At 62.7% G+C, this 18,316-nt stretch carries 17 protein-coding genes; 6 read left to right on the forward strand and 11 right to left on the reverse strand.

The annotated features are described in order from the left end of the window. The first annotated feature begins 45 nt into the window (after window positions 1-45). Window positions 46-1,254: a Na+/H+ antiporter NhaA gene (gene nhaA / locus EOA19_RS04955; protein ID WP_023811625.1), complete on the forward strand. Its 1,209-nt coding sequence runs from the start codon at window positions 46-48 to the stop codon at window positions 1,252-1,254. A gap of 16 nt (window positions 1,255-1,270) precedes the next feature. On the opposite strand, the gene EOA19_RS04960 is transcribed toward nhaA, so the two are convergent. From EOA19_RS04960 to cueR, 5 genes are all read right to left on the reverse strand, one after another. After that, on the reverse strand, window positions 1,271-1,771 hold the full coding sequence (locus EOA19_RS04960) for an MmcB family DNA repair protein (protein WP_023811626.1): 501 nt from the start codon (window positions 1,769-1,771) through the stop codon (window positions 1,271-1,273). Window positions 1,772-1,864: 93 nt separating this feature from the next. Next, window positions 1,865-2,053, reverse strand: coding sequence for a hypothetical protein (locus EOA19_RS04965; RefSeq protein ID WP_127289952.1), 189 nt, complete (start codon window positions 2,051-2,053; stop codon window positions 1,865-1,867). A gap of 326 nt (window positions 2,054-2,379) precedes the next feature. Continuing rightward, complete coding sequence (locus tag EOA19_RS04970; protein WP_128302880.1) at window positions 2,380-2,712, reverse strand: SMR family transporter; 333 nt, start codon at window positions 2,710-2,712, stop codon at window positions 2,380-2,382. A gap of 949 nt (window positions 2,713-3,661) precedes the next feature. Beyond that, entirely contained in the window at window positions 3,662-4,093 is a 432-nt protein-coding gene (locus EOA19_RS04980) for an OsmC family protein (RefSeq protein WP_128302882.1), read from the reverse strand. Between the two features lie 59 nt (window positions 4,094-4,152). Continuing rightward, the gene (gene cueR / locus EOA19_RS04985) at window positions 4,153-4,575 is read right to left on the reverse strand and encodes a Cu(I)-responsive transcriptional regulator (RefSeq protein ID WP_023811630.1); all 423 of its coding nucleotides are present in this window, start codon (window positions 4,573-4,575) and stop codon (window positions 4,153-4,155) included. A gap of 226 nt (window positions 4,576-4,801) precedes the next feature. Between cueR and EOA19_RS04990 the strand changes: the two genes are divergently transcribed. After that, window positions 4,802-5,419: a L,D-transpeptidase gene (locus tag EOA19_RS04990; RefSeq protein WP_013528066.1), complete on the forward strand. Its 618-nt coding sequence runs from the start codon at window positions 4,802-4,804 to the stop codon at window positions 5,417-5,419. A gap of 113 nt (window positions 5,420-5,532) precedes the next feature. Here the strand turns inward: EOA19_RS04990 and EOA19_RS04995 are convergent, their stop codons facing one another. The 3 genes from EOA19_RS04995 to trpS form a co-directional block, all read right to left on the reverse strand. Then, on the reverse strand, window positions 5,533-6,102 hold the full coding sequence (locus EOA19_RS04995; RefSeq protein WP_128302883.1) for a NifU family protein: 570 nt from the start codon (window positions 6,100-6,102) through the stop codon (window positions 5,533-5,535). 156 nt (window positions 6,103-6,258) lie between these two features. Continuing rightward, window positions 6,259-6,750: a universal stress protein gene (locus EOA19_RS05000; RefSeq protein ID WP_013528063.1), complete on the reverse strand. Its 492-nt coding sequence runs from the start codon at window positions 6,748-6,750 to the stop codon at window positions 6,259-6,261. Between the two features lie 93 nt (window positions 6,751-6,843). Further along, window positions 6,844-7,911 (reverse strand): tryptophan--tRNA ligase, encoded by a 1,068-nt coding sequence (gene trpS, locus EOA19_RS05005; protein ID WP_128302884.1) that lies wholly within the window; start codon window positions 7,909-7,911, stop codon window positions 6,844-6,846. 545 nt (window positions 7,912-8,456) lie between these two features. Here trpS and EOA19_RS05010 point away from each other — a divergent pair. Beyond that, window positions 8,457-8,654, forward strand: a complete 198-nt coding sequence (locus tag EOA19_RS05010; RefSeq protein WP_050592693.1) for a hypothetical protein — start codon at window positions 8,457-8,459, stop codon at window positions 8,652-8,654. 61 nt (window positions 8,655-8,715) lie between these two features. On the opposite strand, the gene murJ is transcribed toward EOA19_RS05010, so the two are convergent. The 3 genes from murJ to EOA19_RS05025 all read right to left on the reverse strand — a co-directional run bounded on the left by murJ (window position 8,716) and on the right by EOA19_RS05025 (window position 14,059). Continuing rightward, window positions 8,716-10,314, reverse strand: coding sequence for a murein biosynthesis integral membrane protein MurJ (gene murJ / locus EOA19_RS05015; protein ID WP_023811635.1), 1,599 nt, complete (start codon window positions 10,312-10,314; stop codon window positions 8,716-8,718). A 46-nt stretch (window positions 10,315-10,360) separates the two neighbouring features. Beyond that, window positions 10,361-13,162 (reverse strand): [protein-PII] uridylyltransferase, encoded by a 2,802-nt coding sequence (locus EOA19_RS05020; protein WP_023811636.1) that lies wholly within the window; start codon window positions 13,160-13,162, stop codon window positions 10,361-10,363. A 78-nt stretch (window positions 13,163-13,240) separates the two neighbouring features. Continuing rightward, on the reverse strand, window positions 13,241-14,059 hold the full coding sequence (locus EOA19_RS05025) for a glycosyltransferase family 25 protein (RefSeq protein WP_128302885.1): 819 nt from the start codon (window positions 14,057-14,059) through the stop codon (window positions 13,241-13,243). A gap of 187 nt (window positions 14,060-14,246) precedes the next feature. Here EOA19_RS05025 and EOA19_RS05030 point away from each other — a divergent pair, with 187 nt between their 5' ends. The 3 genes from EOA19_RS05030 (at window position 14,247) to EOA19_RS05040 (ending at window position 18,118) form a co-directional block, all read left to right on the forward strand. Further along, a complete protein-coding gene (locus EOA19_RS05030) occupies window positions 14,247-16,751 on the forward strand; it encodes a heavy metal translocating P-type ATPase (RefSeq protein ID WP_128302886.1) in 2,505 nt (834 codons plus the stop codon). A gap of 42 nt (window positions 16,752-16,793) precedes the next feature. Then, window positions 16,794-17,186, forward strand: a complete 393-nt coding sequence (locus EOA19_RS05035) for a DUF305 domain-containing protein (RefSeq protein WP_128302887.1) — start codon at window positions 16,794-16,796, stop codon at window positions 17,184-17,186. An 86-nt stretch (window positions 17,187-17,272) separates the two neighbouring features. Further along, entirely contained in the window at window positions 17,273-18,118 is an 846-nt protein-coding gene (locus tag EOA19_RS05040; RefSeq protein ID WP_128302888.1) for an aldo/keto reductase, read from the forward strand. Window positions 18,119-18,316 lie beyond the last annotated feature (198 nt).

An 18,316-nucleotide genomic window follows, 5' to 3' on the forward strand; every position in this document is an offset into this window, starting at 1 on the left:
TGCGGGATCGAAGCCCGCCAAAACAGACGGCATGACGGAGGCGACATGCAGGACTTGAAGCATCGGCCGGTTTCCGTCTTCCGCGAATTCCTCGATAGTGAAGCGGCTGGCGGCATCATCCTGATGGTGGCGGCGGCACTGGCCCTGATCGTCGCCAATTCGCCGCTCGCCGAAACCTATTTCTCCGCGCTCCACGCCTATCTCGGCCCGCTCAGCGTCTCGCATTGGGTCAATGACGGGCTGATGGCGGTGTTCTTCCTGCTCGTCGGACTGGAGATCAAGCGCGAGATGCTGGACGGCCAGCTCTCCACCTGGCCCCGGCGCGTGCTGCCCGGCATTGCAGCCGCCGGCGGCATGGTGGTTCCCGCACTCGTCTATGTGGCCGTCAACCGCGACAATGCGGCCGCCCTGTCCGGCTGGGCGATCCCGACCGCCACCGACATCGCTTTCGCGCTCGGCGTGCTGTCGCTGCTCGGCAGCCGCGTGCCGGCTTCGCTGAAGGTGTTCCTCACAGCACTGGCGATCATCGACGACCTCGGTGCCGTCATCATCATCGCCATCTTCTACACCAGCGGCCTGTCGCTGGCTTATCTGGGTGCTGCCTTCGCCGTCATTGCCGCGCTTGTCGTGCTCAACCGCATGCGGGTGATGACGCTGGTTCCCTATCTCGTGCTCGGCGTCATCTTGTGGATGCTGGTGCTGAAATCCGGCGTCCATGCCACGCTCGCCGGCGTGGCGCTGGCGCTGACCATCCCGCTTGAGCGCTCCGCCGGCATCGGCCACGATCTCGACCATTCGCCGCTGCACCGGCTCGAGCACGGCCTGCACAAGATTGTGGCCTTCGTCGTCATCCCGATCTTCGGCTTTGCCAATGCCGGCGTTTCGCTGGCCGGCCTCAGCGTCAGTGCGCTGATCGAGCCGTTGACGCTGGGTGTCGCCGCCGGCCTGGTGGTTGGCAAGCTGGTCGGCGTGTTCGGCTCCTCGGCACTTGCGATCCGGCTCGGTCTTGCCGACCTGCCCGCCAATGCCGGCTGGACGCACATGATCGGCATATCGCTGCTGTGCGGCATCGGCTTCACCATGAGCCTGTTCATCGGCCTGCTCGCCTTCGCCGGCGACGTGGCGCTGCAGGACGCGGTCAAGGTCGGCATCCTCGCCGGCTCCTTCATCGCCGCCATTCTGGGTGCTGCCGTGCTGCTCATGGCGCCCGCCAAGGGTGGCGTGGAGGACGATGAAGAGCAGAGCCGGTCATAGACTGAAGGACGGGCCGTTACTCGCTCTCACCTTCCAGCGCCGGCACCGACACGCCGGCAAGCTCTGCCGCCAGCAGCCGCGAAGCGCCGGCCCGCGCGACCCGCAGCATCAGCGCCTTGCGCGTTGCCGCTGCCATGCGGTGCTCGGGCGCATCGCGCAGGATCTCGGCGCCATAGCCGTCGGAAAGGATGAAGCCGCATTCCTGCGGAAAGATTTCCGAGGGCACGCCGGGATGGGTGGCGAAGAAGAAGCGGTCGGAATGCAGCCGGTAGTCGGGCCATTTGCGGTCGACCCTGAAATCCTCGATCGAGGATTTGATCTCGATTATCCAGATATCGCCCTGCCGGGTCAGCGCGACGAGGTCGGCGCGGCGGCCCGTGGCCAGCGACAGCTCGGGCAACACATGTGCGCCCATATCCATGAGCAGCCGCTGTACGCCGCGCCGCACCAGCATGGCGCGTTCGGACTGGCGGCCGTCGATGAGAGGATTGATGGGGATGGGGGAGATGATCGGCATGCCAGGCACCATGCCAGATTCTGTTCACGGTTTGAACCTGTTTTATGTGGGCGCTTTCAGGTAATCGTCGGGCTTCCACTCTTTCATCGCGGGCTACTTCCGCGCGATCCATTCCGCTAAACCGGGCTCGATGTCGTCGCTATCCGTATACTCCCGGATCAAAAGCTCGGCCTCGGCCCGCCATTTGTCCTCTGGAATGTTCTTCTGGATGACGATTTTTATGAACGCGCTGCGCAAAATATCGCAATCAAAAGCCGATACCGAGCTATCGAACTGAGACATGGCCAACCTCCCATCCATAAGGGCGGGAGCTTAGCGTTACTCTCAACCACCGGTGCGCCGTTAACCCGTAGCCGGTGACCTTGGGATTTTAATACGCTGTGAGGTGGCTTCAATAAGGATTCACTGTACGTTTTTAACCAAGCGGCTGGGCCTCAATTGCCGGCCAATTCGCGCGCTCTAGCTCCCGGCAGGCGGCAACCCCTCAAAGAAGCCGCAGTGGCCGGCGCGGATCATCATTCATCCGGCAACCTGCGCCGGCCATTTTGGCGTTAGGCCTGTCAAATATATAACCGCCTTTATGTAGGCGATCGTGTAGTTGTCGGACCTCAATGAACGCCCGTTTTGGACAGCAGGTTTAAAACCAGCACTCCAGCCAAGATCAGGCCCATGCCGACAAAACCTGCCACGTCGGGCCGTTGCCCGTAGACAATCCAAGCGACCAGCGCGACCAGAACAATGCCGCCGCCCGCCCATGCTGCATAGGCAACGCCGACCGGTATGCGGTCCAGCACCTGGGACAGAAAGAAAAACGCCGTGGCGTAACCGAGCAGCACCAACATCGACGGGCCAAGCCTGGTGAAGCCTTCCGAGGCCTTCATCGCGCTGGTCGCGATGACCTCACCGACAATAGCCAGGGCAAGAATGGCATAAGCTGGCATTCGATGAACCTCCAGTGGCGGGAGGCATCTAATGATCAGAACGCTACGATGGCGTCACGTTCACTTTCCCGTGATCGTGCCTCGCCGCGAGCGGCGCAGGGTCTCGTCGATTGCAAGGGCGCGCGCCTGTCCGATGAGGCCACCCAGCTACACTCCGGGCTGCGTCGCTCCTGTTAATTAGCTAGAGAGAATATAAGTGAAAGGTGATATTTTCGAAGCAGCCGGGGCTCCCCCAATACACCCCGCTCCGGTCAGGCCCGGTGGCGGTCCACCCAAAGGAAGGCTACCGGGCCGATCCCTGCAACCAACCGGTGACCCGCTCGTTGACCCATGCCGGGTTGATCCCCCGGCACTCCAGGACCTGCCCGCTGCCGAGGGGCGGCGGGCCTTTTTTACCGATTGGGTTCAAGCCTGCAGCGATAGCGAAGGCGCCGGCGGACTCCGGGACCTTCGCGTTGCAGGTCTCGTCAGAAGTGGATTCAGAAGGATCTGCGGAAACACCTGCGGCGCCAGGAACCGTGGCGCCAATAGCGACGGCAAACCCGCCTCCACCCGCGTCGACGACGGCGGCGGTGCCACCTGCGGTGCCGCACGAACTCGACGCCGTCCTGGACATCGGGACCATCCGGGTCGAGAATGTCGTCGGACGGTTTGTCGAGCTCATCGAGAATGCCCGGCCCCGTATTGGGGATGCCGGCCAAGGCGGTGGCAGGACGCGCGATTGCGACGACGGTCGCAGCCCCTGCCAGCCCAAGCATTCTAGTCAGAAACAATCGCCGATCCATGCCAATCTCCATCGTTGATCATTGCAACAAGGGAAGACATAGCGCGTCAGATTGACGCGCCCAGATGCCGAAGAAAATTGGATCAGTCGCTCTGCTGTGCCGGCGGTGGGCCTATTTAGCGATCTCTGACAATCCACGCGGCCAAATGCGCCTGTTCCCGGGGATCATTCCTCCGACAAGCCGGTCGCCGTTGCGTCCGTTTCGATGCTCACCGGCACGCCCTGGCGCAGGGAGTTGCTGACCGTGGAAATCGCCGCGGCCCTTGTGATGATCTCCGCCGGGTCGGAGCCGTCCAGCGTCGTGCAGGAAACCGTCATGGTTGACGAAGTCGCGAGCAAAGGCTTGCCTTCGAGGTTCAGCGTCACGGTCACGGCGATCTTGTTGAGCGTTATGCCCATTTCCTCGGCAACGTAGCGAAGGTCGTTGCAGAAGTAGCCGCCGATCGCCAGGGCGAGCAGCTGGCCGCCATTGAAGCCCAGGCCCATGCCGCCGGCCTTGCCTTCGGGCCGGTCGACGATGATCGTGTGGCCGCCGGCCCAGCCCATGGCCGCCTGCCTGCCCCCCATATTGCGCAGTTCGACGCTCATCGAGACCATTTGTGGACGTCCTCCCGGCAGGAGTCGACCAGGCGTCGGGCCTCGTCGACGTAGGGTCATTATGCAGCCGCAGAGGTGCCCCTGTCGCTGAGCAACGCCGCTCCCGCCATGTCATCAAGGATCGGACAATCCGGCCTTTCGTCGCCGTGGCAGGCATGGATCAGTTTCTGCAGCGTCGAGCGCATCGACTGCAACTCGCGCACTTTCTCCTCGATCGCCGTGACATGGGCGGCGGCGATTTCGCGCACGTTGTGGCTGGCGCGGCTGCGATCCTGGTAAAGCGCCATCAACTGGCGGCAATCGTCGATGGAAAAGCCCAGATTGCGCGCGCGGCGCAGGAAGGCCAGCCGATGGATGTCGTCTCCGGAATAATCGCGGTAGCCGTTGGCGGCCCGCGCCGGGGCGATCAGGCCGATCTCTTCATAGTAGCGGATAGTCTTGGCCGGCAGGCCGGAGCGGTGGGCGGCGTCACCGACATTCATGACGGTTCTCCTCGATTTCCAGGAGCCCATGGAGCAGGCCCCTTGAATTTGCTTCACAATCCTGTGAGTCCTGTTGCCAAAATGCCATAGTGATACGCTTACCGGTACGTCAAGGCAGGCATATAGGCATCGCGCGCTTGGCAAGCAAAGCAAATGCCAGCATGAATGACGATGAGAGAGCGGCCGACTCGTGCCGCCGAATTTGGGCGGGGCACCGGATCACCTGATGCGCATGAAGTCGTTTGCAATCATCGCCGCACTGGCGCTCTCCACTGCTATCGCCGGTTGCAGCACCATCGGCTCGCAGATCTTCTCCAACGACTACGGCGCGGTCACCGACGCCGGTTATCAGCTGCCGCGGATCCCGATCGAGAAAGTGCCGATGAAGTACCATCGGCAGGAAGTGAACTACGACAGCCCGGAAAAGCCGGGCACGATCATAGTCGATACGCAGAACAAGTTCCTCTACTTCATCGAGGGCGACGGCAGGGCCATTCGCTACGGCATCGGCGTCGGCCGCGAGGGCTTCGAGTGGCATGGCACCGCCCACATTGCGCTCAAGCGCGAATGGCCGACCTGGACACCGCCGAGGCAGATGATCCAGCGCCAGCCGGAATTGGAAAAGTTTGCCGGCGGCATGGAGCCGGGCCTGAAGAACCCGCTCGGCGCGCGCGCCATGTACCTGTTCAACAAGGGCGGCGATTCAGGCTATCGCCTGCATGGCAGCCCGGAGTGGAATTCGATCGGCAAGGCTATGTCGTCTGGCTGCATCCGCCTAATGAATCAGGACATTATCGACCTCTATGACCGCGCCTCGGTCGGCGCCAAGGTCATCGTTCTCTAGAGGCAGTTTTCGTACGCGGACCGTCTAGGCAACAACGGACGTCCCAAGCAGAAAACCGGGCAATTCGGCCCGGTTTTTTGTTGTTTGCCTCTAATGCCTCGAGAAGGAGGTCTCTACGAGACCTGCTCGACCTGCTGCACTTCCGGCACGAAATGGCGCAGAAGGTTCTGGATGCCGTGCTTCAGCGTCGCCGTCGAGGACGGGCAGCCGGCGCAGGCGCCCTTCATGTGCAGGAACACCGTGCCGTTCTCGAAGCCGCGGAAGGTGATGTCGCCTCCATCCTGGGCGACCGCCGGGCGCACCCGTGTATCGAGCAGTTCCTTGATGGTGATGACCAGCTCCTCGTCGGCCTTGTCGTAGAACTCACCGGTCTGGCTGGTCTCTGCGGCCGGGCCAGCCTTGGTCATGACAGGCGCGCCGGACATGAAATGCTCCATGATGGCGCCGAGGATCGCCGGCTTCAGATGCTGCCAGTCGGGGCCATCCTTGGTCACGGTGATGAAGTCATAGCCGAAGAAAACGCCGGTGACGCCAGGAATTTCGAACAGCCGGCCGGCCAGCGGCGAGGCGACGGCGGCGCTGTCGGCATCGCGGAAATCGGCGGTGCCTTCCAGAAGCACTTCCTTGCCGGGCAGGAATTTCAGCGTCGCCGGGTTTGGCGTCGATTCGGTCTGGATGAACATGGCCGTCTCCGTGCCCGTTTGGGCATCTAGTTTGGAACAATTCTAAATAGGCTCAATTGGATGGACATTCAAGCGAAACGCATCGCCGGAACGGCTGGCTGGCGGAATGTTTTTTCGCGCCCAAAATCGGAGCGGCATCACCTGAAGAGCAAAATCTCAGGCCAGGCTGTCTATTTCCTCGTCCGACAGGTTCTGCGGCACCACAGTCACTGGGATCGGGAAGGCGGCACCCTTGCCGGCCACGGCGCCGACCAGCGGCCCCGGGCCTTCCTTGCCCGCACCGGCGGCCAGCACCAGGATGGCGATGTCCTGGTCTTCCTCGATCAATTTGTGGATCTCTTCCGTCGGCTTGCCTTCGCGCACCACCATCTCGGGCTCGATGCCGAGCTTCTGGCGCACCTTGTTGGCATAGCTGTCGAGTGCGGCGCGCGCCGTGGCGTTGGCTTCCTCGCGCATGATCTTCTCGACACCCAGCCAATGCTGGAAATCGTCCGGCACGATGACATAGAGCAGCACCAGCGTGCCGCTGGTGCTCTGCGCCCGTTTCGAGGCATAGGCGACGGCGCGCTCGCATTCCGGCGTGTCGTCGATGATCGTCAGGAATTTCCTGCGATGGCCGGCTTCGCGGCTGAGGCGTTTGGAGACCATGTCTATCTACTCGGTGTCGTGCGGCCGCAATCTGCCACTGCGGGGGACCGGCGGCAAGCCGCCGGCCTTGTGCCAGTGCACCCGATGTCGCGATCAGCCCTGCAGCAGGCCGATAATGTCGCGCACCGTCTTCATCGTCGCTTCGGCCAGCACGCCGGCGCGCTCGCCGCCATCCTTGAGGACCGCGTCGACATAGGCGCGGTCATCCGAAATGCGGCGCATCTCGCTGGCGATCGGCGCCAGTTTTTCCACTGCAAGATCGGCCAAGGCCGGCTTGAACACGGAAAACTGCTGGCCGGCGAATTCCTTGAGTACATCCGCCTTCGACATCTCGGCGAGACCCGCATAGATGCCGACCAGGTTCTCCGCCTCGGGCCGGCCGGCCAGGCCGTCCAGCTCGCTCGGCAACGCTTCCGGGTCGGTTTTGGCCTTGCGGATCTTCTTCGAGATGTCATCGGCATCGTCGGTCAGGTTGATGCGCGACAAATCCGACGGGTCCGATTTGGACATTTTCTTGGAGCCGTCGCGCAGCGACATGATGCGCGCCGCCGGCCCACCGATGACCGGCTCGGTCAGCGGGAAATAGCCGTTCACGGTCTCTTCGCCGACCTGCATCTCGACGCCGATGCCAAGGGCCGCGATGCGGTCGGAGAAGTCGTTGTTGAATTTCTGCGCGATGTCGCGTGTGAGTTCCAGATGCTGCTTTTGGTCCTCGCCCACCGGCACGTGGGTGGCACGGTAGAGCAGGATGTCGGCAGCCATCAGCGAAGGATAGGCTAGCAGGCCGAGCGACGCGTTCTCGCGGTCCTTGCCGGCCTTGTCCTTGAACTGCGTCATGCGGTTCATCCAGCCGATGCGCGCCACGCAATTGAAGATCCAGGCGAGCTCCGCATGCTGCATGACCCGCGACTGATTGAAGACGATGTGCTTCTTCGGGTCGATGCCCGAGGCCAGGAACGCAGCGGTGATCGACCGCGTCTGGTCGGCTAGGTCTTCATGAACGAGTTGAGCTGTCAGCGAATGCAGGTCGACGACGCAATAGATGCAATCGGAGGTTTCCTGCAGGGCGACGAATTTCTTGATGGCGCCGAGATAGTTGCCGAGGTGCAGATTGCCGGTCGGCTGGACACCGGAAAAGACGAGTGGCTTGAAGGCGGTCATGATTGTCCTCATGGCTTGTGGAGGGCCGTATAAGCGTGATTCCGAAAAGTTGCAGACTTTTCGGAGCCAATCACGCGGCTGGAAACCGCGCGCGGCGAAAGTCTTGCGACGGCGCGCTTATGGACGAGAGCGGTGAGAGGATCAAGAGGCCATTGGGCCTTGGAGCAGACTACAAGGAACGGGGACAAGAAACCGGGAGTGTCTCAGTTTGAAATTTGAAATATGCAAAAGCACCTATATGCTTCGCGGAAAGCAGGGGCCGGAGACTTGGCGCGAGTTTGGAAGATTGTACGCCACGGGGCGCCCGATCAATGGGAGGATTCCATCCCAGAGAAGTCGCTGGCCGAAGGGCAATTAGTCGTGCTTCTATCGCGGCTAGCCGCGAGCCATCTGCCACCCGTCGCCACGACCCCATTGCCACGAAACGCTCCGCGCTTCCTACGTCGCTCACTGTCAAAAACGACCGCTTTGGCAACAAGCACTTCATCATGTACGCGAGCGGCAGCCGGGTGCATTACATAGCGACCTTGGAGGAGACGCCTTGAATGCCCACCGGATCTGAAGGTCAGAAGCGCCCCGCCGGCGTGGTCGGTATGCAAGAGGCACTGCAGCGCAGGCGCAGCCGCGAGACGCCGCTGGAGACCGCGGCACGGCTTCGGGCCGAACTCGGAATTGAACTGAGGGGGCAGGCGCGCAACACCTTGCCACCCTCCGTCTACGACGAATTGTCTGGAGAAGACTAATGTTTGTCGAAGCAGCCGCTATCGTCGCAATGAGGGGTGGGACATTGCAATAAATTCCGGCTCACGGATCTGGAGACTGTTCCCTAGTCGGCGGCGATCCTTTCCGTCCGACATTGCGCCGGATCATCCCGAAATCGGCGCCGCCGGTGGCAAACGCGGTGATGAAATAAAGCAGCGCCCCACCGGCAACCAGCGACAGCAGCGTCGCCGCCTTGACCACCAGCGGCGAGCCCGGCCCAAGCCTGATGGCGAACCAGTGTTCGGCAAAATAGAGCGCAGCGCCCATCACCACGGCGGACAGCACCAGACGTGGAATGCGCTTCATCAGCGGTACGTCGCGGCCCCAATGGCCGCGCCGGATCAAGACGCCGAGCAGCATCACCGCGTTGACCCAGCCGGCGACGGCCGAGGCCACCGCAATGCCGGGCGCCCCCATCCGTGGAAACAGCGTCAGCGCCGTGGTGACGTTCACCGCCACCGAGATGGCGGCAAAGATCATCGGCGTGCGCGTGTCCTCGCGGGCGAAATAGCCTGGGGTGAACGCCTTGATCAGCACGAAGGCCGGCAGGCCGAGGCCGAAGATCGCCAGGATCGCCGCCACCGTCGGCGTCGATCCGTTGGCGGCGAACGCGCCGCGCTCATAGACCAGCCGCACGATCGGCTCAGACATCACCCAGAGTGCCGCGGCTGCCGGCAAGGTCAGGAACAGCGTGAACTCGACCGAGCGGTTCTGCAGATTGGCCGCCTCGATCAGATTGCCCGACTTCAGCGCCCGCGACAGTTCGGGCAACAGCACGATCGCCACCGCAACACCGACCACGCCGAGCGGCAACTGGTAGATGCGGTCGGCATAGGCGAGCGAGGACACCGCGCTGTTCTGTGCCGAGGCGATCGCCGTGCCGATCAGCTGGTTGATCTGGGTGATGCCGCCGGTGATGGCCGCCGGCAGCGCCAGGATCAGCAGCCGCTTGACCGCGGGCGTCATTTTCGGCCGGCGGAAGCCGATCGAGATGCCGGCGTGGCGCACCGCCACCCAGACGATCGCCAGTTGCACCAGTCCGGCGGCAAGCACGCCCCAGGACAGCCCGTAGCCGACGGTGAGGGCATCCGAGCCCTTGTACCAGGCATAGGCGAGCACGCCGATCAGGATGATGTTGAGGAACACCGGGGCCACCGCGGCGGCGAAATAGCGGCGCAGCGAATTCAGCATGCCCGCCATCATCGCGCCCAGCGACATGCAGATCAGATAGGGAAACATGATCGTTGCCAGCGTCACCGTGGTGTCGAACTTCCCCGGCGTGCCGGCAAAACCCGGCGCCACCAGATAGCGCACGATCAGCGGCATCGACAGTTCCATGATGATCGTCAGCGCCAGCAGCGCCGTGAACAGCACGCCGAACACTTCCTCGGAAAAGCGCTTGGCGCCTTCGGTACCGTGGGTCTCGATCTCCTTGGCGAACAGCGGCACGAAGGCGGCGTTGAAGGCCCCCTCGGCAAACAGCCGGCGAAAGGTGTTGGGAAACTGGAAAGCGGCGTTGAAGGCATCGGCAACCGGTCCGGTACCGAGTGCAGCAGCCATCAGCATCTCGCGGCCGAAACCGAGCGCGCGGCTCATCAGCGTGCCGGAAGCGACCGTTGCGAATTTCTTGACGAGGCTCATGCTTTTGGGAACTGCCTGCGCAATTGGGACAAAGTGATGGTCGTTGTCACTCGGCCGCCGCCCTGGGCTTGCCGCCGCGTTCGGGCACGATGCCTTCGAGCGTTGCCATCAGCCGATTGCGGATGGTGGCGATGCGGGCCGGGCTATCTATCTTCTGGCCAGTGAGATCGGTGACATAGAAAGTGTCGATGACCTTTTCGCCGAAGGTGGTGATGTGGGCCGATGCGATGTCGAGCGACAGGTCGGAAAGCGTTCCGGTGATCTCCGACAGCAGTCCCGGCCGGTCGAGGCCCTCGACCTCGATGACCGAAAAACGGTTCGACAGCGTGTTGCGGATTTCGGCACGCGGTGGGATCTTGAACACCTTGGAGCCGCGCCGCGGCTTGGTGCGCTTCTCGATCATTTCCGGCAGCCAGCTCTTGCCCGACAGCACGTCCTCGATCAGCCGGCCGACACGTTCGGCGCGCCGGCGCTCGTCCTCGTCGCGATCGAATTCTCTGCTGATCAGGATCGTGTCGAGCGCGCGGCCATCCGACGTCGTGAAGATCTGCGCGTCGACAATGTTGCCGCCGGCTCCGGCGCAAGCCCCGGCGATGACAGAGAGCAGGCGGGGGTGGTCCTGCGCCAGCACGGTGATTTCGGTCACCGCCTCGAACTGGTGGGTTTTGACCATGGTGGCAAGCTTGTTGCCTGACACGTCCGCTTCGCGGATGAACTCGGCATGGCGCAACTGGTCTGCGAGATCGACGGTCAAAAGGTAATTCTCGTAGTGTTGGCCGACATAGCGCTTGCGGGCCTTGTCCGGCCAGTCGGCAAGCGCCTCGGCCAGGCGCTCGCGCGCCGCCGCCGTGCGCTGCGCGCGCGACACTTCCGAAAACCCGCCGGTCAGCAGCAATTCGGTCTCGTAGTAGAGCGTGCGCAGCAGCTGGCCCTTCCAGCCGTTCCAGACACCGGGTCCGACACCCCTGATGTCGCAGACGGTGAGGATCAAAAGCAGCTTCAGCCGCTCGACCGACTGCACGATCGCGGCAAAATCCTCGATGGTCTTGCGGTCGTTGAGGTCGCGGGTCTGCGCCGTCATCGACATCACGAGGTGGTTCTCGACCAGCCAGGCCACGGTTTCGGTATCGGCAGGCGACAGCCCCATATGCGGGCAGATCCGACGGGCGATCCTGGCCCCCGCCTCGGAATGGTCCTCCGGCCTGCCCTTGGCGATGTCGTGCAGCAGTACGGCGACATAGAGCGCTTCGCGGCTCTTCTTCAGGCTCGGCATCAGCGTGTGCGAGAGGGGGTGGACCTTTTCGCCGTCGCCGCGCTCGATCTCGGCCAGCACGCCGATGCAGCGGATCAGATGCTCGTCCACCGTGTAGTGGTGGTACATCGAGAACTGCATCATGGCGACGATCTTGCCGAAATCCGGGATCAGCTTGCCGAGCAGTCCGGCTTCGTTCATGCGACGCAGATTGAGTTCGGCATTGCGATCCGAGGTCAATATGTCGAGGAACAGCCGGTTGGCCTCCTCGTCGCGCCGCAGCGACTTGTTGACCAGGCCGAGCGAACGGGTCAGCAGCTTGAGCGCGTCAGGGTGGAATTCCAGACCGTGCTTGTCGGCGAACCAGAACAGCCTGAGCAGATTGACCGGATCGCGCTCGAACACCTGGTCGTCGGCGATGTTGATGCGGTGGTTGTCGACAATGAAATCGGAGGTGCCGGCCAGCTTGCGTTTGCGCCTGGAGAAAGTCAGGAAGATGCGGTTGAAGCCAGGAACGTGCTTGGCCTGCTCCTCCTCGAGCGCCGCGCAGAAGATGCGGGTCAGGTCGCCGACGTCCTTGGCAACGAGGAAGTAGTGCTTCATGAAGCGCTCGACCGCCGACAGGCCGGGGTGTGTGGTGTAGCCGAGCCGTTCGGCGATCTCGCGCTGGATGTCGAAATGCAACCGCTCTTCGGCCTTGCCGGTGAGGAAATGCATGTGGCAGCGTACCGCCCACAGGAAATCCTCCGCCTTCTGGAACTCGCGGTATTCGCCCTCGGTGAAGACGCCCTTGTCGACCAGTTCCTCGCCGGTACGCACCCGATAGAAATATTTGCCGATCCAGAACAGCGTCTGCAGGTCGCGCAGGCCGCCCTTGCCGTCCTTGACGTTGGGCTCGACCAGATAGCGGCTTTCGCCGGCCTTGGCATGGCGGTCATCGCGTTCGGCAAGCTTGGCCTGGACATATTCGGGGCCGGTCGTGCGCACCACCTCATGATCGAACCGCAGCATCAGTTCATCATAGAGCTTTTCCTCGCCCCACAGGAAACGTGCTTCGAGGATCGAGGTGCGAATGGTGACATCGGTGCGCGACAGGCGCAGGCATTCGTCGATGTTACGGGTGGCGTGGCCGACCTTCAGCCCCAGGTCCCACAGCATGTAGAGCATGTATTCGACTGTCTGTTCGCCCCACGGCGTCTGCTTGTAGGGCAGCAGGAACAGAAGGTCGATGTCGGATCCGGGCGCCAGCGTTCCACGGCCGTAGCCGCCGACAGCGACGACGGCCATGCGCTCCGCCGAGGACGGGTTCTTGACCCGGTAGACATGGGTGACGGCGAAATCGTAAAGCGCCCGGATGATCTCGTCCATGAGATGCGACAGCCGCGCCGCGCAGGCGCTGCCGCCGCCATCGTCCATCAGCATTCGTTCGGCAATGGCGCGCCCTTCCGCCAGTCGTCCCTTGAGCAGTTGGAGCACGCCATTGCGCGCGGCCTGCCCTGAGCCATCATCCGCCGTGGCCGCGGTCAGCGCGGTCATCTCGCGGCGCAAGGCTTCGCCGTCGATCAATTCGTCGAGCTTCAGGGAGATTCTTGCCATATATCCAGTCGGCCTTGCCGTTCGGCGGCGTCTATAGCGCGTTTTCGTGGCGCTGGGTATGGGGCGTTGAAAGCCGGTTCAAGACCCGGTTGAGCTTTGGCTCGGATAAGTAAATGGAATAACCATTCTCCGCTTCAGTCGACAGAAATCGACAATGCGCTTGCCTATCCGCCGAGCCTCGGCTTTGACCTTCGCTATGGCTGTCTTTCTGCGTTTCCCGGTCCCGGCGGCGCACTGGATATCCCGCTTTTCCCTGAGCAGGCTTGGCAATTGGAGCGCCCTGTCGCCAAGGAACTGATCTTGCGCGCAGAGCGCAGGAACAAGCTGATAGATTGTCTCGCCTCGCAAAACCGAAAACTCGGGGTTGAAGACAAGGTCGTCGACAGCGATGCCGATCTCCTCGGTGGCCTTGATCAGGTCGAGCGCGGTTTGCCTGGAGATGATGTAGCCGGCGGTTCCTATATGTCCAGCGTCGAGTTTGGATGTGGAAAAGCCGTGACCGATGTCAATGCGCTTGCGTCGGATCACGGTCTTGCAAAAATAGCTTTCGAGCTTGACGACTTCGGCATCGGCTGGAATCCAGTTGCTGTCGCGAAGCAATGCGCCGGCTTTCGCGGCAAAGACGATGTCGTCCTCGAAGATTGCCCCGTAGCGAGCGTCGCCTTGCGCTATGGCGGCCCAGCAGGCCCGGTGACTGAGCAGGCAGGCGATCTCGCCGTCAGTCAATGGCAGCCTGTTCCGATATCCGACATTTTGCGGCAGCTGGTCCAGGTCCGGCCGATCCCGTGCGTCGATGGCCTGAACGCGTTCGAACGGGACGCCGATGCGGGCAAACTCCGCCGTCACACGGGCAAGGCGATCGGGAGACCGATCGAGATTGATGACCAGACGCTTCATTGCCAAAGAAAATCTCACCCCCGGGACGCTCGCTCTCTAGCAGGCGTGGTGTTGCCGCGTGAGACTTTTTCTGGGGGAGGATGGACGCGCCGTGGACCGGAGAAGAAAAGTCGAAACAGCCCTTGACCTTCCAGTTACTGGAAGCCCTATCTCCACGTCACACGCCGATAAATCAAGGCATTTTCGAATGACGCATTCCGATCACGATCATCACGCGCATAGTAGCTGCTGCTCGACAAAAGGCGCCGTGCCCACCACGAAGAGCGTCGTCCGCGATCCGGTCTGCGGCATGACTGTCGATCCGGTCGCCGGCAAGCCGACGACCGAGCATGATGGCCATCCCTATCATTTCTGCAGCCAGGGCTGCCGCACGAAATTCGTCGCCGAGCCGGAAAAATTCCTGACGGCCACCGATCCGGTCTGCGGTATGAGCGTCGATCGCGCGACAGCCAGGCACTTTGCCCGCCACGAAGGCCAGGGCTTTTACTTCTGCTCGGCCGCCTGCCAGGCGAAATTCGAGGCGGAGCCGCAAAAATATCTCGGCGACAGGCCGGCACCGCAGCCGATGCCCAAAGGCACGCAATACACCTGCCCGATGCATCCCGAAATCATCCGCGACAAGCCAGGATCCTGCCCGATCTGTGGCATGGCGCTGGAGCCGATGGGCGTGCCGACGGGCGATGAAGGGCCAAATCCCGAGCTGGTCGATTTCACCAGGCGGTTTTGGGTGAGCGCTGTCCTTTCGGTCCCCCTTCTGATCATCGCAATGGCGCCCATGATCGGCTTGATGTTTGAAGGCCTGGTCGAGGACCGGACAAAGGTCTGGATCGAACTGGTCCTGGCAAGTCCGGTGGTGCTTTGGGCCGCCTTTCCCTTCTTCCACCGCGGCTGGGACTCGCTGGTCAACCGCAGCCCCAACATGTGGACGCTGATCTCGCTCGGCGTTGGCGCTGCCTATCTCTACAGCGTCGTCGCCACGCTGTTTCCGGACATTTTCCCGCATCAGTTCCGCGGCCATGGCGGTGCGGTGCCCGTCTATTTCGAGGCTGCCGCCGTCATCGTTGCGCTGGTCTTCCTTGGTCAGGTGCTGGAGCTGCGCGCCCGTGAAAAGACCGGTTCGGCGATCCGCGCCTTGCTCGATCTGGCGCCGAAGACCGCGCGGCTGATTGCCGCCGATGGTTCCGAAAACGACGTGCCCCTCGACGCCGTCAAGGCCGGCGATCGCCTGCGCATACGCCCCGGTGACGCCGTGCCGGTCGATGGCACGGTGCTGGAAGGGCGGTCCTCGATCGACGAATCGATGATCACGGGCGAGCCGTTGCCGGTCGAGAAGGTCGAGGGCGATGCGCTGACCGGCGGCACGCTCAACAAGAATGGTGCGCTGATCATGCGCGCTGAGAAGGTTGGCGCCGAGACGACGCTGGCGCGCATCGTCGAGCTCGTCGCCAAGGCGCAGCGCTCGCGCGCCCCGATTCAAGGGTTGGCCGATCGCGTTTCTTTCTACTTTGTCCCGGCCGTCGTCCTTGTCGCGATTGTCGCTTTCACCGCCTGGGCCGTGTTTGGACCCGAGCCCAGCCTGATCTTTGCCATCGTCTCGGCGGTGTCGGTGCTGATTATCGCTTGCCCCTGTGCGCTCGGCCTTGCCACGCCGATGTCGATCATGACCGCCACCGGGCGCGGAGCGCATGCCGGTGTGCTGATCAAGGAGGCCGCAGCACTCGAACGCTTCGCTTCCGTCGACACGCTGATCGTCGACAAGACGGGGACGCTGACCGAAGGCCGGCCGAAGCTGACCGATGTCGTTGCGGCAAACGGTTTTTCCGAGGAGGAATTGCTGGCGCTTGCCGCCGGTCTGGAGAAGGGGTCGGAGCATCCGCTGGCTGAAGCCATCGTCGACGGCGCCGCTACGCGCGGCGTGACAGTTGCCGAGGCCAGCGCCTTCGAGGCGGTCACCGGCAAGGGCGTGTCCGGTTCGGTCTCGGGAAAGACGGTCGCGCTCGGCAATGCCGCGATGATGGCCGACCTTGGCGTCGACATCGCATCCATCTCGGCCAAGGCCGAGGCGTTGCAACTCGAAGGCAAGACGGCGATGTTCGTCGCTGTCGACAAAAAACTGGCCGGCATCGTCGCCGTCGCCGACCCTATCAAGGCAACGACGGCCGAGGCGATCAAGGCGCTGCATGAAAGCGGCTTGCGGATCATCATGGCAACCGGCGACAATGAACGCACGGCCAACGCGATCGCCAGAAGCCTCGGCATCGACGAGGTCCGCGCCGGCCTGCTGCCGGAACAGAAGGCAGCCCTTGTCGAGGAACTGCGCGCAAAAGGCGCCGGCGTTGCCATGGCCGGGGACGGCGTCAACGACGCACCGGCCCTTGCCGCCGCCGATGTCGGCATCGCCATGGGCACCGGCGCCGATGTCGCCGTCGAAAGCGCCGGTATCACTCTGGTCAAGGGCGACCTCAACGGTATCGTGCGCGCCCGCACGCTGGCGCAGGCGACGATCCGCAACATCCGTCAGAACCTGTTCTTCGCCTTCCTCTACAATGTGCTGGGCGTGCCGGTCGCCGCCGGCGTGCTCTATCCGCTCACCGGCACGCTTCTGTCGCCGATGCTGGCGGCCGCGGCGATGAGTCTGTCTTCGGTGTCGGTGATCGCAAACGCATTGCGGCTGAGAACATTGAAACTCTGATCCAAGCCCCCAAATACGAAACCACTCAACAGGAGACCATGAATGACCTTGGCCAAAAAACTCGTGCTGCTGCTGATGGCGGCCGGAATGCTGGTTGCCGTCTTCCTCGAAAGCGTTCCGGCGCAGAGTGAGGAAATGAAACACGACATGGGCGCTATGGCGGCGGATGCGACCAGCCCTTCGACCGAAGGCTACAAGGCGGCGATGGACAAGATGCATGCCGACATGATGGCGTCCGACTATACCGGCAATGCCGACGTCGATTTCGTCAGAGGCATGATCCCGCACCATCAGGGTGCGATCGACATGGCCAAGGTCGAACTTGCCAATGGCAAGGACCCGGAAATCCGCAAGCTCGCCGAAGGCGTCATCGCCGCGCAGGAAGCCGAGATCAAGCAGATGCAGGCCTGGCTCGCCGCCCATCCGGTGAAGTAAGTCTTCAGCCATAGCCAGCGCGGCGAGAACGCCTCTGGATTTCTCGTCCAGCCTATGATGCGATCCAGCCCCAACTGGAGCCCGCCATGCCATCGACCATCAGAACCACCAAACTGCCCTCTGGCGAAGCAGTTCAGGTGCTTGGCCAGGGCACATGGAAGATGGGCGAGAATAACAATCGCCGCACCTCTGAGGTCAACGCCCTCAAGCTCGGCCTCGACCTCGGCATCACACTGATCGACACCGCCGAAATGTATGCCAGCGGCGGCGCCGAGGAGGTGGTGGCCGAAGCCATTGCCGGGCGCCGCGACGAGACCTTCCTGGTTTCGAAAGTTCTGCCATCAAATGCTTCGCGCGCGGGCGTGCAGCGCGCCTGCGAAAACAGCCTGAAACGCCTGCGCACCGACCGCATCGATCTCTATCTGCTGCATTGGCCCGGCAGCGTGCCATTGACGGAAACCGTCGCGGCCTTCGAGGCCCTGAAAAAGGCCGGCAAGATCCGCCACTGGGGCGTCAGCAATTTCGACACCGACGAGATGGAAGAGCTGACCTCCTTGCCCGATGGCGGCAGTGTCCAGGCCAACCAGGTGCTCTACAATCTGGTCCGGCGTGGCCTCGAATTCGACCTGGCGCGTTGGAGCCGGCAGCGCAACATTCCCTTGATGGCCTATTCGCCGGTCGAGCAGGGCGCGCTGGCGCGCAATGCCAGGCTCGACGCCGTCGCCGCCCGCCACAACGCCACGGCCGCCCAGATCGCCTTGGCCTGGGTGATGCATCAGGCCGGCGTCATCGCCATTCCGAAGGCCAGCAGCCAGGAGCACGTCCGCCAGAATGTCGCCGCGCTCGACATCAAGCTTACGCCTCAGGACATCGCCGATCTCGACCGTGGCTTTCCGCCACCGACGCGCAAACGCGGGCTGGAGATGATTTAGGCGCGCAGATAGCGAAGGCCCGTTCCGTCACACCCCCCTCTGTCCTGCCGGACATCTCCCCCGCAAGGGGGTGTTTGGACCGGAGACATCGCGAACAGGTGTGCGAGGACATCGCGAACAGTTTTGTCACTTATCGTCTGCAGAGGTTGAGGTCGACTGTTTCTATTTTCTGATGTCTGAAGAAGGCTTGGAAGACGC

Origin of the sequence: Mesorhizobium sp. M7A.F.Ca.US.010.02.1.1 (assembly GCF_004023085.1) — a bacterium.
Taxonomy (GTDB): domain Bacteria; phylum Pseudomonadota; class Alphaproteobacteria; order Rhizobiales; family Rhizobiaceae; genus Mesorhizobium.